Origin of the sequence: Kitasatospora sp. NPDC059599 (assembly GCF_042735125.1) — a bacterium.
In the GTDB taxonomy this organism is placed as follows: Bacteria; Actinomycetota; Actinomycetes; order Streptomycetales; family Streptomycetaceae; genus Kitasatospora.
Map to the genome: position 1 here is coordinate 1 of NZ_JBHWCL010000201.1, position 15420 is coordinate 15420.

Annotated in this window: 13 protein-coding genes; 6 read left to right on the forward strand and 7 right to left on the reverse strand. The window is 73.2% G+C overall.

Going from position 1 to position 15420, the window contains the following annotated elements:
• Positions 1-109 precede the first annotated feature (109 nt).
• Positions 110-1678, reverse strand: a complete 1569-nt coding sequence (locus ACFV04_RS40125; protein ID WP_380536000.1) for an NlpC/P60 family protein — start codon at positions 1676-1678, stop codon at positions 110-112.
• A gap of 333 nt (positions 1679-2011) precedes the next feature.
• On the opposite strand from ACFV04_RS40125, the gene ACFV04_RS40130 reads away from it, so the two are divergent.
• Both ACFV04_RS40130 and ACFV04_RS40135 read left to right on the forward strand, forming a co-directional pair.
• Positions 2012-3190, forward strand: coding sequence for an inorganic phosphate transporter (locus ACFV04_RS40130; protein WP_360253935.1), 1179 nt, complete (start codon positions 2012-2014; stop codon positions 3188-3190).
• A gap of 26 nt (positions 3191-3216) precedes the next feature.
• Positions 3217-3468: a hypothetical protein gene (locus ACFV04_RS40135; RefSeq protein ID WP_360253933.1), complete on the forward strand. Its 252-nt coding sequence runs from the start codon at positions 3217-3219 to the stop codon at positions 3466-3468.
• Between the two features lie 136 nt (positions 3469-3604).
• Here the strand turns inward: ACFV04_RS40135 and ACFV04_RS40140 are convergent, their stop codons facing one another.
• Positions 3605-5158: an MDR family MFS transporter gene (locus ACFV04_RS40140; protein ID WP_380343098.1), complete on the reverse strand. Its 1554-nt coding sequence runs from the start codon at positions 5156-5158 to the stop codon at positions 3605-3607.
• A gap of 245 nt (positions 5159-5403) precedes the next feature.
• Complete coding sequence (locus ACFV04_RS40145; protein WP_380343100.1) at positions 5404-5853, reverse strand: MarR family winged helix-turn-helix transcriptional regulator; 450 nt, start codon at positions 5851-5853, stop codon at positions 5404-5406.
• A 125-nt stretch (positions 5854-5978) separates the two neighbouring features.
• Between ACFV04_RS40145 and ACFV04_RS40150 the strand changes: the two genes are divergently transcribed.
• On the forward strand, positions 5979-7025 hold the full coding sequence (locus ACFV04_RS40150; RefSeq protein WP_380343103.1) for an ABC transporter permease: 1047 nt from the start codon (positions 5979-5981) through the stop codon (positions 7023-7025).
• A 79-nt stretch (positions 7026-7104) separates the two neighbouring features.
• On the opposite strand, the gene ACFV04_RS40155 is transcribed toward ACFV04_RS40150, so the two are convergent.
• The 4 genes from ACFV04_RS40155 to ACFV04_RS40170 form a co-directional block, all read right to left on the reverse strand.
• Entirely contained in the window at positions 7105-8319 is a 1215-nt protein-coding gene (locus tag ACFV04_RS40155) for an ROK family protein (RefSeq protein WP_380347507.1), read from the reverse strand.
• A gap of 17 nt (positions 8320-8336) precedes the next feature.
• The gene (locus tag ACFV04_RS40160; protein WP_380347506.1) at positions 8337-8915 is read right to left on the reverse strand and encodes a GtrA family protein; all 579 of its coding nucleotides are present in this window, start codon (positions 8913-8915) and stop codon (positions 8337-8339) included.
• A 48-nt stretch (positions 8916-8963) separates the two neighbouring features.
• Positions 8964-11354: an endopeptidase La gene (gene lon, locus ACFV04_RS40165; RefSeq protein WP_360253921.1), complete on the reverse strand. Its 2391-nt coding sequence runs from the start codon at positions 11352-11354 to the stop codon at positions 8964-8966.
• Between the two features lie 178 nt (positions 11355-11532).
• Positions 11533-12312, reverse strand: coding sequence for a rhomboid-like protein (locus ACFV04_RS40170; RefSeq protein ID WP_380536004.1), 780 nt, complete (start codon positions 12310-12312; stop codon positions 11533-11535).
• A 561-nt stretch (positions 12313-12873) separates the two neighbouring features.
• On the opposite strand from ACFV04_RS40170, the gene ACFV04_RS40175 reads away from it, so the two are divergent.
• From ACFV04_RS40175 to ACFV04_RS40185, 3 genes are all read left to right on the forward strand, one after another.
• Positions 12874-13611: a response regulator transcription factor gene (locus ACFV04_RS40175; RefSeq protein ID WP_360253917.1), complete on the forward strand. Its 738-nt coding sequence runs from the start codon at positions 12874-12876 to the stop codon at positions 13609-13611.
• Positions 13612-13706: 95 nt separating this feature from the next.
• Positions 13707-14894 (forward strand): sensor histidine kinase, encoded by a 1188-nt coding sequence (locus ACFV04_RS40180; RefSeq protein WP_380347504.1) that lies wholly within the window; start codon positions 13707-13709, stop codon positions 14892-14894.
• Positions 14895-15127: 233 nt separating this feature from the next.
• A partial coding sequence (locus ACFV04_RS40185; protein WP_380536007.1) for a hypothetical protein occupies positions 15128-15420 on the forward strand: 293 nt, incomplete at its 3' end.

Below are 15420 nucleotides of genomic sequence, written 5' to 3' on the forward strand. Positions count from 1 at the left end.
CTGGCCTTGGTTTACCGCTTCGCCGCCGACACCGGCTTATGACCCCCGCCGCCGGCTTGGCCGCCCCCCTTCCTGGGAGGCGGGGCGGCCTCGCCGTCGGTGCGGGCGGTCAGTGCGTGGGCGTCCCCAGCGGCCGGGTCGCCGTGGGGCTGCCCGGGACGGAGGCGGAGGCCGAGACGGAGGCGGTGGCGGAGCCGGTGCCGCTCGGGGTGCCCGCCGGGCTCCCCGTTCCGGTCGGGGTGGGCGTGCCGGGCGGCGTCGTGGGCGTGGTCGGCGTGGTCGGGGTCGTCGGCGTGCCGGTCGGGGTCTGGGTGGGCGTCGGCGTGCCGGTGCCCGACGGCGTGCCCGGGTCGGTCGGGGTGCCCGGGTCGGTCGGGGTGCCGGTCCCGCCGGGGGTGGTCGGCGCGCCGGTGGGCTGGCCCGGGGACGTCGGCGGGGTGGTCGGCGTGGTCGGCGTGGTCGGCTTGGTGGGGTTCGGCGCGATCGGGGTGGTGGAGTCCCAGCCGGCCGGCAGGTCGGGCACCTTCCAGGCGCCGCCCGCGTCGTCGGCCGCGCCGGACGGGTCCGGCCGGACGGCACCGAGGATCGGCATCGAGCCGATCGGCGACACCTTGATGAACGCCCCCGGGCGCGGCGCCTGCACGATCAGCCCACCGCCGATGTACATCCCGACGTGCGAGGCGTCCTGGAAGTAGATCACCAGGTCACCGGGCCGCAGCTGGTTGAGCGCCACGTGCGGCAGCTGCGCCCACTGCTCCTGGCTGGTGCGCGGGATGGGCTTGCCGGCGTGCAGCCAGGCCTGCGAGGTGAGGCCGGAGCAGTCGTAGGAGTCCGGTCCGATGCCGCCCCACAGGTAGGGCTTGCCGACCTGCGCCAGCGCGAAGGCCACCGCCCCGCGCCCCTGCTGCGAGGGCGTGCGCTCGCCCTTGCCGAGCGCTCCGGAGGCGAGGAACGCGAGCTGGGCCTCGTCGGCCTTCGCCTTCTCCAGCTGCTCCAGCTCGGTCCGCTGGGCGCCCGTCAGCGAGGAGACGACCTGTTCGACCGAGGCGAGGTCGGCGGCGACCTTGGCCTTGGCGGCGTCCTGCTGGGCGACCAGCCCCTGGGAGGCCTTCAGCGCGTCCTCGGTCTGCTTCTTCAGCCCGTCGAGCGCGTTCCGGTCGTTCTTCAGCCGCTCCAGGAACTCCGACTGGGAGCGGCTGGCCGTGGCGAGCAGCTCGGCGATGGTGACGGCCTCGTACGGGTCCTTGGACAGCAGCAGTTCGGCGTACGCGGAGGCGGCGCCGTTGCGGTACTGCGCGGCGGCCAGCTGCGAGGCGATGTCGGTGCCGGCGTCGACCTCCTTCTGCTGGCGTTCCAGCCTGCCCTGGAGGTCGGTGAGCGCGGCCTGCTGCTCGGCGACCTTGGCCACCGTGCCGTTGTACTCCTCGGTGGCGGCCTCGGCGCTCTGGTAGAGCGCGTGCAGCTGGTCGAGGAGCGGGCCGAGGGTGGCCTTGGCGGCGGCGAGCGGGTCGGCGCCCGCGACGACGGTGCCGGCGCCCGGGTCGGGTGCGGCCCAGGCGGCGCCGGCGGCGGCCGGCAGGGCGAGTGCGGCGGCCGCGAGGACGGCTCCGCACCGCAGTGCCGCCCGCACCCAGGGGCGTACGCCTGTCGTCTCCGTACGCTGTCCAGCCCCGCCCATGGGTTGGTCCTCCCCGCCCAGTGCCCTGTCCCGGTCTCCCGGATCCCGCAGATCCTCCCATGGGTTACTCGCCGGAAACAGGGCGCACGCGTACTGGGAGGTTAATTCTCGATTGAACTGTGAGACAGCTCTCAGCAAACCCGGTCGAACCAGGGCGTTCCACGCCAATGCCCAGTTCAGTGCGGTCGAGGTCACCCCGGCGAAAGCTTACGGTTACCACTAGTCAACCATCGGAACCACGATTCCCGGCTCAGTTCACCTTCCGTTTACCAAGCCGACCTACGGTCGCGACGTCACCAACGTCCGTGCGACAACTACGACGATTGTTTGGGTATGGAACACATCTCGTTCCTGGTAGCCGTTGTGATCATCACGGCGCTGGCCTTCGACTTCACCAACGGGTTCCACGACACCGCCAACGCGGCCGCCACCGCGATCGCGACCGGGGCCCTTCGTCCGAAGGTCGCGGTCACCATCGCGGCCGTCCTGAACTTCGCGGGCGCGTTCCTGTCCGTGAAGGTCGCCACCACCATCTCCGGCGGCATCGTCAACGAGAAGGCCGGGGTCCATCCCGAGATCATCTTCGCCGCACTGGCCGGAGCGATCCTCTGGAACCTGCTGACCTGGCTGCGCGGCCTGCCGTCCAGCTCCTCGCACGCGCTGTACGGCGGCCTGATCGGCGCCACGATCGTCGGCGTCGGCATGAACGGCGTCAACTTCGACACCGTGATCACCAAGATCATCATCCCGGCGGTCGCCTCCCCGTTCGTCGCCGGCCTGGCCTCCTGGGGCGCCACCAAGCTGGCCTACGCGATCACCCGCAAGGGCGACGGCGCGGCCACCGAGAAGGGCTTCAAGACCGGCCAGATCTTCTCGTCCTCGCTGATCTCGCTCGCGCACGGCACCAACGACGCCCAGAAGACGATGGGCATCATCACCCTGACCCTGGTCTCGGTCGGCGCCCTGCCGCACGGCGCGCTGCCCCCCACCTGGGTGATCGTCTCCGCCGGTGCCGCGATCGCGCTGGGCACCTACATGGGCGGCTGGCGGATCATCCGCTCGATGGGCAAGGGCCTGGCCGACATCCGGCCGCCGCAGGGCTTCGCCTCCGAGTCGGCCGCCGCGACGGTCATCCTGACCTCCTCGCACATGGGCTTCGGTCTCTCCACCACCCAGGTCTGCTCCGGCGGCATCATGGGCGCGGGCCTCGGCGGCCCCAAGGGCGAGCTGCGCTGGAGCATGGTCCGCCGCATGGTCTACACCTGGGGCCTGACCCTGCCGGCCGCCGCGCTGGTCTCCGGCGGCGCGGCCCTGCTGGCCGAGCAGGGCAGCTGGGGCGTCGCCCTGGTCGGCGCCGTGCTGGTGGCCGGCTCGGGCGCGATGTGGCTGATCTCCCGCCGCCAGCCGGTCGGCGCGGACAACGTCAACGACGTCACCACGGTCGAGGTCGAGGTCGCACCGGCCGTCGCCGCGAACGCCCCCACCCCCGCCTCGACCACGGTCGCGGCCTGAGCGCCGCAGGCTGAGGAGCACTCACCATGCACATCAAGTGGACCGCCCTGGCCCAGACCGCCGGTTTCAGCTTCGGCATCACCGTCGCCGTGGTCGCCGTCTTCGCGCTCGGCATCCTGGCCCTGTCCCGCCGCGAGGCCTCGCTGAGCGCCGCCCGTGAGGCCGGGAGCGCCCCGGCCCAGGGCGGCGGCAAGCTGGCCCTGGCCGGCGCGTACGCCTGCTTCGCGGTCTGCGCCGCGGCCGTCGGCTACGGGCTGACACTGATCGCCGGCCACTAGGGCTCGGAGCCCGACGCAACGGGCCGACGCAACGGGCCGGGGAGTGCACCTTCGCACTCCCCGGCCCGTTCTCGTACGCCCGGTCGGGACCCTCGGGTCCCGACCCGTCGCGCGCGTCCCCGGTCCTGCCGGCCGGTCAGCTCTCCTGGGTGGTCCTCAGGACCGTCTCCCGGATGAAGAGCACGGTGACGAAGGCCAACCCGGCGAAGGGCGCGGCCCACAGGAAGACGGTGCCGACGCCGTGCCCGAAGGCGTCGGTCACCAGCGGGACGATCGGGGCCGGCAGCTTGTGCAGGTCCGGGATGCCGCCGCCGGCCGCCGCGTGCCCGGCCGGGACGTGCGCGGCGGTCAGGTTCTCCGCCAGGTAGCGGCCGACCCGGTCGGTCATCAGCGCGCCGAGCGCGGAGACGCCCATCGCGCCGCCCATGGTCCGGAAGAAGGTGACCACCGAGCTGGCCGCGCCGAGCTCGTGCCGGGGCACCGTGTTCTGCACCGCGAGCACCAGGTTCTGGCTGGTCAGACCGAGGCCGACGCCGGTGATCGCCATGTAGAGGGAGAGCAGCCCGTAGTCCGTGTCGGCCCGGGCGGTGCCGAGCAGACCGAAGCCGACCGTGAGCAGCGCGGTGCCGGCGACCAGGTAGGCCTTCCACCTGCCGTACTTGGTGATCAGCCGGCCGGCCACGGCGGAGGCGACCGCCAGGCCGAGGATCATCGGCAGGGTCATCAGGCCGGCCGTGGTCGGGGACTTGGCGCGGGCCAGCTGGAAGTACTGGCTGAGGAAGGTGGTCGCGCCGTACATGCCGACGCCGACCAGCACGCTGGCGAGGGCGGCCAGAGTGACGGTGCGGTACTTGAAGAGGTCCGGCGGGATGATCGGCTCGGCGGCGCGGCGCTCGACCACGACGGCCAGCGCGCCCAGCAGCAGGCCGCCGCCGACCATGGCCGCGGTCTGCCAGGACAGCCAGGCGTAGTTCTTGCCGGCCAGCGTGATCCAGATCATCAGCAGGCTGACCGAGGCGGTGATGACCAGCGCGCCCAGGTAGTCGATCCTCGCCTTGCGCTTGACCACCGGCAGCTTGAGGGTCCGCTGGACCACCGCGATCGCGAGCACGGCGAACGGGATGCCGACGTAGAAGCACCAGCGCCAGCCCAGCCAGGAGGTGTCCACGATGACGCCGCCGATCAGCGGGCCGCCGATGGTCGCGAGCGCGAAGACCGCGCCGAAGTAGCCGCTGTACCGGCCGCGCTCGCGCGGCGGGACCATCGCGGCCAGGCAGATCTGGCCGAGCGCGACGACACCGCCGGCGCCGATGCCCTGCAGTGCGCGGCAGGCGATCAGCTCACCGGTGTTCTGCGAGAGGCCGGCCAGCGCGGAGGTCGCGATGTAGATCAGCAGCGCGATCTGCAGCAGCAGCTTCTTGCTGGCGAGGTCGGAGAGCTTGCCCCAGATCGGGGTGGAGGCGGTGAGGGTGAGCAGGGCCGCGGTGATCACCCAGGTGTAGGCGGACTGGCCGCCGTGCAGGTCGGCCAGGATGTGCGGCAGGGCGTTGGAGACGACGGTCGAGGAGAGCACGGCCACGAAGAGGCCGAGCAGCAGGCCGGAGAGCGCCTCCATCACCTGCCGGTGGGTCATCTGCTGGGTGTCGACGGCGGCGGCGCTGCCGCTCGCGGCCTCGGTGGTCACGGTCATCTGGGTCCTTCGGCGCAGGCGGGCGGGATGCGCGCATCATGAAAATTCGTTGCCTTAAGCAACCATAAGACGAGATGGTTGAATTAGGCAACTTTCTTCAAGGGTGGGTAAAGCCCGCACGGCACCCGCGCCGGCCACCCGCACCACGACCGCCGGCCACCCGCACCACGGCCACCGGTCGCCCGCACCACGAGCGCCCGTCACCCACACCGACGGCGCCGGTGACGCCGCCCGGGGCTCCCCCGTCACTCGGCGGCCGGCTCCCCGAGGACGTCGTTGAAGCGGCGCAGCAGCTCCGCGAAGCGGGTCACGTCGTCCGGCGACCAGCCGCCCATCACCTCGCGCACCCGCCGCATCCGTACGTCCCGGGCGTCCAGGTAGCGCCGGCGCCCGTCCTCGGTCAGCGAGACCAGCGCGGCCCGGCGGTCCAACGGGTCCGCCTCCCGGGCCACCAGGCCCAGGTCCTCCAGCGCCCGGATCTGCCGGCTCACCGTCGCCTTGCCCACCGAGAAGTGCACCCCGACGTCGGTCACCCGGACCCGCCCGGCCTGCTCGATGTAGCCGAGCATGCTGTAGGCCGTGCCCTCCAGTCCGGGGTGCACCCGGCGTGAGAGTTCCGCCACTCTGGCCCGGCCCCGCCGGAACATCAGCGCGACCTCGCGCTCCACCGCCACCAGGGCTTCCTCGTCGCTCACCGCGTCAGTATCGCGCAGCGGCCCCGGCCCGGACCCGGTGCGGGATCTGCCGCGGACCAACTACTTCATGGTATGAAGTATCGGTTCCGAAGATCCGTTTTTCCCCGGTACGCAAGGAGATGTCGATGGCAGCCCCTGGGCAGGGTTTCGTCGCCGAACTGAAGAGCGCGGTCACCCCGCGCGCGGCACTGCTCGTGATCGGAGTGCTGCTCCTCCAGCTCGGCTTCATCACCTCCTACATCGGCGCGCTGCACAAGCCCGCCCCGCACAACCTCTCCATCGCGGTGGTCGCCCCGCCGCAGGTCGCCCCCAAGCTGATCGGCGCGCTGGAGGCGGTCCCGAACGGCGCCGTCAAGGCCGTCACCGCGCCGGACGCCGAGACCGCCACCGCGCAGATCAAGGACCAGAAGATCTACGCGGCCTGGGTCGTGAACCCGACCGGCACCGAGGACACCCTGCTGGTCGGCGGCGCCCGCGGCCCGTCCGCCGCCAAGGCCGCCGAGACCGTCACCACCGCGATCGACCAGTCCCAGGGCCGGACGGTCAAGGTCCAGGACGTCGTGCCGCTCGCCAAGGGCGACACCAACGGCCTCTCCTCCTTCTACCTGGTGATCGGCTGGTGCGTCGGCGGCTACCTGGTCGCCTCGATCCTCGGCATCAGCGCCGGCTCCAAGCCGGCCAACGCCCACCGTCTGCTGATCCGCCTGGGCGTCCTGGCGCTCTACTCGGTCGCGGCCGGCGTCGGCGGCGCGATCATCGCCGGGTCGGTCCTGGACGCGCTGCCCGGCTCGATCCTCGCCCTGTCCGCGATCGGCGCCCTGGTGGTCTTCTCGGTCGGCGCGTTCACCATGGCGCTGCAGTGCCTGTTCGGGATCATCGGCATCGGCATCGCGGTACTGGTCTTCGTCGTCCTCGGCAACCCGAGCGCGGGCGGGGTCTACCCCGCGCCGATGATGCCGCCGTTCTGGCGGGCCATCGGCTCGGTGATCCCGAACGGCGCCGGCACCGGCGCCACCAAGTCGATCGCCTACTTCGGCTCGACCAACCTGGGGATGCCGATCCTGGTCCTGGTGATCTGGGCGTTGGTCGGCATCGGCATCGCCTTCCTGGCCGTGCTGCGCGGTCCCCGCGCCGAGGAGCGCGAGCCCGAGCCCACCGCAGTCGGGGTCTGACCCCCTCCCCGCGCACCGAGCCCCCGGCCCCACGGCCGGGGGCTCGGCCCGTTCCCGGCCGGGGCCGCGCAGCGGAGGGTCAGCCGCCCGCGAGCAGCCCCGGGTCGGCGACGATGCCCCGGACCACGCGCACCGCGGCGCCCAGCAGCGGGCCGCGGCGGCCCAGCCGGGAGACGGTGAGCCGGTCCTCGGCCCACGGCCGGACGGTGACCCGGGCGGTCAGCTCGGCGCGCATCGCGGGGATCAGCCAGGGCGCCAGCCGGGCGTAGCCGCCGCCCAGCACCACCTCGGCCGGGTCCAGCAGGTTGACCGCGCCGGCGGCCGCGATGCCGAGCGCCGACCCGGCTCCGGCCAGGGCCGCGCGGGCCGGCTCCTCACCGGCCCCGGCGCGGTCGGCGAGCAGCGTCACCCAGTCGCCCCGGGCGCCGGTCAGGCCGGCCGCCCGCAGCACCGCCGCCTCGCCCGCGTACTGCTCCAGGCAGCCGCGCGCCCCGCAGGCGCAGCGGGGCCCGTCGGGGTGGACCGGCACGTGGCCGAACTCGCCCGCGTGGCCGCGCGCTCCCCGCAGCAGGCGCCCGCCGACCACGATCGCCGCACCGACCCCGGCCTCGGCGGAGACGTACAGGAAGTCCTCCGCGCCGTCGCCCAGCCAGCGCTCGGCCAGTCCGCCGAGGTTGGCCTCGTTGTCGGCCTCGACCGGCAGCTCGTCCAGGCCGTCCGCGCCCGGCCGCAGCGCCGCACGCAGCCCGGCGGCCAGCGGGACGTCCTCCCAGCCCAGGTTGGCGGCCCGCTGCAGCACCGCGCCGGAGTCGCCGACCAGCCCGGGCACGGCCAGGGTGAGTCCGGCCGGGCTCAGACCGGACTCGGCGACGGCCGCGCGCAGCAGCCGGGCCAGGTCGGCCATGACGGCGGCGGGCGTCCGGCCGTGGTTGGAGATCTCCTGGCGCCGCCAGGCGCGGACCTCCCCGCGCAGGTCGACCACGCAGGCGCCCAGGTGACGGACGCCGATCTCGGCGCCGAGGCCGCCGGGCCCGAGCGGGTTGAGTCCGAGCGCGGTGCCGGGGCGGCCGACCTTGCCGCTGGGCGCGGCGGGGCCCTCCTCGACGACCAGGCCGCCGGCGATCAGCTGTTCGGCGAGCGAGGAGACCGCGGCCCTGGTCAGCCCGGTCTCGGCGGCCACCTCGGCGCGCGAGCGCGGCCCGCCGGCGATCACCGTGAGCACCAGGGCCAGGTTGGCCCGGCGCATGCCCTGCTGGCTGGCGGGCCCGGTCCGGACGCCGTCCGGTTCGCGCATCAGGCTCACCTCGCCCCTTACGGCACATCCCGTGGCATCTCGGGTGCAGCGTAACCGGGTTCCGGGGTGACCGTCCGCACCAGGGCGGGCCCGGCCCCGGGCTCGGACCCGGGCCGGTCGGCGAGCCGGGTGAAGACCCAGCGCTGCATCGCCCAGAAGCGGAACAGCATCGCGACGAAGGTGCCGACCACCATCCCGCTGACGAAGTCCGCGACCTCCTGGGCGAAGGGGCTGACGAACGGTTCGCGCAGGTCCAGGACGTACCGGGAGAGCGCCAGCGGCACGTCGTTGACGGCGATCGCCACCACGCTGACCAGGGAGAACAGCACGGCCTCACGCTGCCGGCCGCCGGCCCGGAAGGCCCAGCGGCGGTTCAGCACGTACGAGACGACGGTGCCGATCACGGTCGCGACGGTCAACGCGGCCACCGGCTTGTGCTGCAGCACGGTGAACTTGAGTTCGAGGTTGACCACCACGGTGAGCACGAAGCAGGTGCCCCCGACCATCAGGAACTTCACCAGTCGGCGGTGGCGCACCAGGAAGGGGCGCAGCCGGTCCGGCACCCGGGCCAGAGCACGCTGCGTGGGGGACGGCATCTCCGCAGTCTCGCACGCGGGGATGCCGTCGGCCCCTCGGACCGCTGCTCAGGCGGCGACCAGCACCTCGGCCGGCTCCAGCGCCAGCTTCAGCACCTCGCGGACGTCCGCCACCGGGTGGACGGTGAGCCGCTCCAGCACCTCGGCCGGGACGTCGTCCAGGTCGGCCTCGTTGCGCTTGGGGATGATCACCGTGGTGACCCCGGCCCGGTCGGCGGCGAGCAGCTTCTGCTTCACCCCGCCGATCGGCAGCACCCGCCCGGTCAGCGACACCTCGCCGGTCATCGCGACGTCGGTGCGCACCTTGCGGCCGGAGAGCAGCGAGGCCAGCGCCGTGGTCATGGTGATGCCGGCGCTCGGCCCGTCCTTGGGGACGGCTCCGGCCGGGACGTGCAGGTGCACGCCGCGGTCACGCAGCGAGGTGACCGGCAGTTCCAGCTCGGCGCCGCGCGAGCGCAGGAAGGAGAGCGCGATGTGCGCCGACTCCTTCATCACGTCGCCCAGCTGCCCGGTGAGGGTCAGCCCGGTGCCGCCGGTCTCGGCGTCGGCGAGCGAGGCCTCGATGTAGAGGACGTCGCCGCCGGCACCGGTCACGGCGAGGCCGGTGGCCACGCCGGGGACGGCGGTGCGGCGCTCGGCCGGCTCCTGGGCGGACTCCGGCACGTGGTGCGGACGGCCGATCAGGGCGCGCAGGTCCTGCGGACCGACCGCGGCGGGCAGCTCGCGCTCGCCCAGTTCGGCCTGTGCGGCGACCTTGCGCAGCACCCGGGCGATCGAGCGCTCCAGGTTGCGGACGCCCGCCTCGCGGGTGTACTCCCCGGCCAGCCGACGCAACGCGGCCTCGTCCACGTCGACCTGGCCGCCGCCGAGGCCGGCCTTCTCCAGCTGGCGCGGGAGCAGGTGGTCACGGGCGATGACGACCTTCTCGTCCTCGGTGTAGCCGTCCAGCCGGACCAGCTCCATCCGGTCGAGCAGCGGCTCGGGAATGGCCTCCAGCACGTTGGCGGTGGCGAGGAAGACGACGTCGGAGAGGTCGAGGTCGACCTCCAGGTAGTGGTCCCGGAAGGTGTGGTTCTGCGCCGGGTCCAGCACCTCCAGCAGGGCGGCGGCCGGGTCGCCCCGGTAGTCGGAGCCGACCTTGTCGATCTCGTCGAGCAGGACGACCGGGTTCATCGACCCGGCCTCCTTGATCGCCCGCACCAGCCGGCCGGGCAGCGCGCCGACGTAGGTGCGCCGGTGGCCGCGGATCTCGGCCTCGTCGCGGACGCCGCCGAGCGCGACCCGGACGAACCTGCGGCCCATCGCGCGGGCCACCGATTCGCCGAGCGAGGTCTTGCCGACGCCGGGCGGGCCGACGAGGGCCAGCACCGCGCCGCCCCGGCGGCCGCCGACCAGTCCGAGGCCCTGGTCGGCCCGGCGCTTGCGGACGGCGAGGTACTCGACGATGCGATCCTTCACGTCGGCCAGGCCGGCGTGGTCGCCGTCCAGCACCGCGCGGGCGCCGGCGATGTCGTAGGCGTCCTCGGTGCGCTCGTTCCAGGGGAGCTCCAGGACGGTGTCCAGCCAGGTGCGGATCCACGAGCCCTCGGGCGACTGGTCGGAGCTGCGCTCCAGCTTGTCGACCTCCTTGAGGGCGGCCGCGCGGACGCCCTCCGGCAGGTCGGCGGCCTCGACCCGGGCCCGGTAGTCGCCCTCCTCGTCGGCCGGGTCCCCGTTCAGCTCGGCCAGCTCCTTGCGGACGGCCTCCAGCTGGCGGCGGAGCAGGAACTCCTTCTGCTGCTTGGCCACGCCCTCCTCGACGTCCTTGCGGATGGTGTCGTTGACCTCCTCCTCGGCGAGGTGGTCGCGCAGCAGGGTCAGCGCGTACTCCAGGCGGGCGACCTGGTCGGCCTCCAGCAGCACCTTGAGCTTCTGCTCGGCGGTGACGAACGGCGCGTAGCCGATGTTGTCGGCGAGCTCGCCGACGCCCTCGATCTGGGCGACCCGGTCCACGATCTGCCAGGCGCCGCGGCGGCGCAGCCACTGGGTGGAGAGCGCCTTGTACTCCTTGACCAGCTCGGCGGCCCGGCCGGCCACCGGGGTGCCCACCGAGGACTCCCGGAACGGCGTGGTCTCCACCCAGAGGGCGGCGCCCGGTCCGGTGGTGCCGACGCCGATCCGGAGCCGGCGCACGGCGCGCACCAGTGCGGCCGGCTCCCCGTCGGCCAGTCGGCCGACCTGCTCGACGGTGGCCAGCGTGCCGGCCGCCGCGTACGAGCCGTCCACCCGCGGGACCAGCAGCACCTGCGGCTTGCCGCCGGTGGCCGCGGCGCGGGCGGCCTCGACCGCGGCGCGCACCTCGGTGTCCTTGAGGTCCAGCGGGACGACCATGCCCGGCAGGACGACCTCGTCGTCGAGCGGCAGCACGGGCAGGGTGAGCGGTGTGGACGTCGATGCCATGATCTCTCCCCAGTCAGTGAAGTTGAGCCGACCTGACTAAGGCTTCACGGGCGCCGGATGTTCCCGGGACTTGGTTCGCCGTGAGCGAACACGATCGGACCGTGGAGACCCCGCAGGCGGGCCGCGGCCCGGCCGTCAAAAGGGCGCCGGAGGATCACCGGGCGCGCGCGGGAGACCCTCAGCGCACGGTTCGCACGCGCGCCCTGCCGCGCGCGGGTGCCGCACCGCCGACCGCCGCCACGGCCGGACGCGGCCGGGGCGGGCGCCGCTCGGTATGGCGCAGCCAACGCCAGAGCGCCACCCCGGCGAGCACCGCCGCCGGGTGCCCGACCGCGGTGACCACGTCCCGGTCGGAGGCGATCTGCTGGGCGATCATCAGCCCGGCCCCGCCCAGCGCGAGCAGCCGGCCGTGCCGGGGCAGGAGTCCGCACAGCGCGCCCAGGCAGGCGAGCACGCCGTAGCTGACCCCGATGTCCAGGTGGTCCATCGCCTCGGGCGCCATCCGCCCGGCCTCCACCGCGGTGATCACCACGCCCTGGGAGAGCAGCGTGGCCGCGACGTGGCCGGTCGCGAAGACGGCCGCCGCCCTGGCGGGCCCGACCCTGCGCTCCAGCGGTGCGAGGGTGAAGGCGAATCCCCACAGGTAGGGCACCCAGACGTCGCCGGCCACCCAGAAACCACTCAGGACCAGGGCCCGCAGGGGGTGCTGCAGCAGGTTGTGCCCGTCCGAGCTGGAGGCCTCCCGCAGTCGCTGCACGAGTTCCGGATCGGCGAGCCCCGCGAAGGTCGTGGTGGCGCCCACGACGGCGAGGTAGCCGAGCGTGAAGGGGTTGCGCCGGGGCGTCGGCACCCGGTCCAGCAGCCACCGCGCGACACCGGTGCGCAGCCCGTGGCGGAGCATGCCGTACGGCGCTCCCGCGGGCGTCCGCCCGTCGACGACCTGCCGCGGTCCCGCCATGCCGCCTCCGCTCCACGCCGCAGCCGACGGCGCCCACCCGGTGCGAACGCACCGACGCGCACCGCGGGTTCCGCCCGGTCGGGTGTTGTCGTGGCCACGGTACGTCGAGGTTCTGAGAGGCACCTGGGAAAAGCCGGTGAAGACCGTCGACGTAGCGGACGGCCGGATTCCCGGCATTGGTCCAGACCTTCTTTCGATTGACGCGTCAGTAGGGCCTCTGACCGGCGACTTGGCGTCAACTCGACTGCATACGTACCGTTACGCAGTGAAAATTCGCCGGGTAAGGTATCGGCCCGTGCCCACTCGTGCAGTGGGTCCGCGGGCGGCCCGAACAGCCGCCCCACGGGCCGGAAACGTCCGGTCCACCTGCCGGAAACCATCCGCTGTCCGTACGCTGCGGTGTGCGCGGGAGAAGTGGGCGGCCGACGAATCCGTCCTCGCCTCCCGACCGCGCGACGGGACGGCGGACCCGGCACAGTCCACGACGGAACAAGACTACGAGCGGAGCCCCGCCATCCCCACAGGTGGCCGGCCCGCAGCCCTGGGGGCGGTGGCGTGACCGTGACAGAAATTCAGCAGGAGAACCACAACACCGGCGGCGCGGTGAGCAGCCAACGCAGAGTGCTGGTGGTGGAGGACGAGCCGACGATCGCCGAGTCGATCGCGGCCCGACTGGGCGCGGAGGGCTTCAAGGTCGCCGTGGCCCACGACGGTCCCGGCGCGGTCGACGGCTTCCACACCTGGCAGCCCGACCTGGTCGTCCTCGACATCATGCTGCCCGGCTTCGACGGCCTGGAGGTGTGCCGCCGGATCCAGGCCCAACGCCCGGTACCGGTACTGATGCTGACCGCGCGCGACGACGAGACGGACCTGCTGGTCGGCCTCGGCGTGGGTGCCGACGACTACATGACCAAGCCGTTCTCGATGCGCGAACTGGCCGCCCGGGTCAACGTGCTGCTGCGCCGCGTCGAGCGCGCCCAGCAGGCCGCCCGGACGCCCGCGCTCGGCAGCCTGCGCTTCGGCGAACTGGAGATCGACCACGTGCAGCGCCGGGTCCGGCTGTCCTCGGGCGACGTCCACCTGACGCCGACCGAGTTCGACCTGCTCGCCTGCCTGGCCGCCCAGCCGCGCGCGGTGCTCACCCGCGAGCAGTTGCTGGCCGAGGTCTGGGACTGGACCGACGCGTCCGGCACCCGCACCGTGGACAGCCACGTCAAGGCGCTGCGCCGGAAGATCGGCGCCAGCTGGATCCGCACCGTGCACGGTGTCGGGTACGCACTGGAGGCCCCGCTCTCCTGACGGCGGGCCTCGGGCGACGGGCCACCGGGGGGCCCGTGACCCGAACGACGCCGTGCCACCACGCGGGGGGACACACGCGGGGACCACAGGGACCAATGACCTTTCCACAGCAACGCAACGGGGAATCCGACGGCGCGCGGCCGCAGACGCTGGCCGTCCGTGCCGCCCGCCGGGTCTGGGCCGACATCCGGCCGCTCGACCCGGTCCGCTCGATCAAGGGCAAACTCGCCCTGCTGGTGATCGTCTCCGTGTTCCTGGCCACCGGGATGGTGGTCGTGGCGATCCGGTCCGAGACCCAGATCCGGATCATCATGGTCTTCTCCATGATCGCCTCACTGCTCTTCATGCAGTTCCTCGCGCACGGGCTGACCGCCCCCCTGCGCGAGATGACGGCTGCCGCCCGCGCGATGGCCTCCGGCGACTACAGCCGCCGGGTCGAGGTGAACTCGCGCGACGAGATCGGCGAGCTGGCGGCCGCCTTCAACGGCATGGCCGCCGACCTGGAGGCCGCCGACCAGCACCGCCGCGAGCTGGTCGCCAACGTCTCGCACGAGCTGCGCACGCCGATCGCCGCGCTGCGCGCCGTCCTGGAGAACGTGGTCGACGGCGTCGTCCAGCCCAACCCGGCGACCCTGGGAGCGGCCCTGGAGCAGACCGAGCGGCTCGGCCGCCTGGTCACCCACCTGCTCGACCTCTCCAAGATCGACGACGGCGTGGTCGACCTGGACGCCCGCCCCTTCGAGGTGCGCGAGTTCCTGGACGGCGTGCTGCGCGGGGTCACCGTGGACGGCGCGACGGCCGGCGGGGCCTTCTCCCGGCGCGGGGACGTCCGGCTGGCCCTGGAGGTCAGTCCGGCCGGCCTGACCGGCGTGGCGGACCCCGAGCGCCTCCACCAGGTGGTCGCGAACCTGGTCGACAACGCCTGCAAGCACTCCCCGCCCGGCGGCACCGTGACGGTGCGCGCGCGGCCCGACGGCGGGGGCGGCGGACTGCTGCTGGAGGTCCAGGACGAGGGCCCGGGCATCCCCCCGGCCGACCGCACCCGGGTCTTCGAGCGGTTCAGCCGCAGCGGCACCGCGACCGCGGCCGGACCGGGCGCGGACGGCGGCACCGGCCTGGGCCTGGCCATCGCCCGCTGGGCGGTGGACCTGCACGGCGGACGGATCGCGGTCGCCGAGTCGCCGAGCGGCTGCCGGATCGAGGTCCGCCTGCCGGGGCCGCGCCAGGACGACGGCCGGGACATTTGTCACAGATCCGACACAGACGCATACGAAGATCGTTAGAGGATTTCCGTAGGGGTTTGTCCGGTTTCATCCGGGTAATAGCCCTGTTTGGGGCCGATCGGTTCCCCTCAGATACGGCTTTCTAACGCACTTTTTCAGCCAAACTGCAGGTCAGGACTGTGATCTGGGCGACGCCTGGCCCCCGGGGACTGCGCGATCACTGGTCAGGGGCGTAGCCTTAATCCCCGCTGTCCAAACATCCCAAAAGGAAGCGGAAGAGGGCGGTTGCCGCCGTGTCGCCACAGTCCCCTGAAACCCCCAACAGCTCGGCAAGCTCCACTGGCTTCGGCCCCAACGAGTGGCTCGTCGACGAGATCTACCAGCAGTACCTCCAGGACCCGAACTCGGTCGACCGAGCCTGGTGGGACTTTTTCGCCGACTACAAGCCCGGTACCGAGGTGACCCCAGTGACCCAGGCCGCGACCCAGGCCGGCCCCACGCCGACCCCTGCCGCTGCCCCCGCGCCCGCGCCCGCCGCTGCTCCGGCCGCGCCCGCCCCCGCTGCACCGGCCGCCCAGGCCGCTCC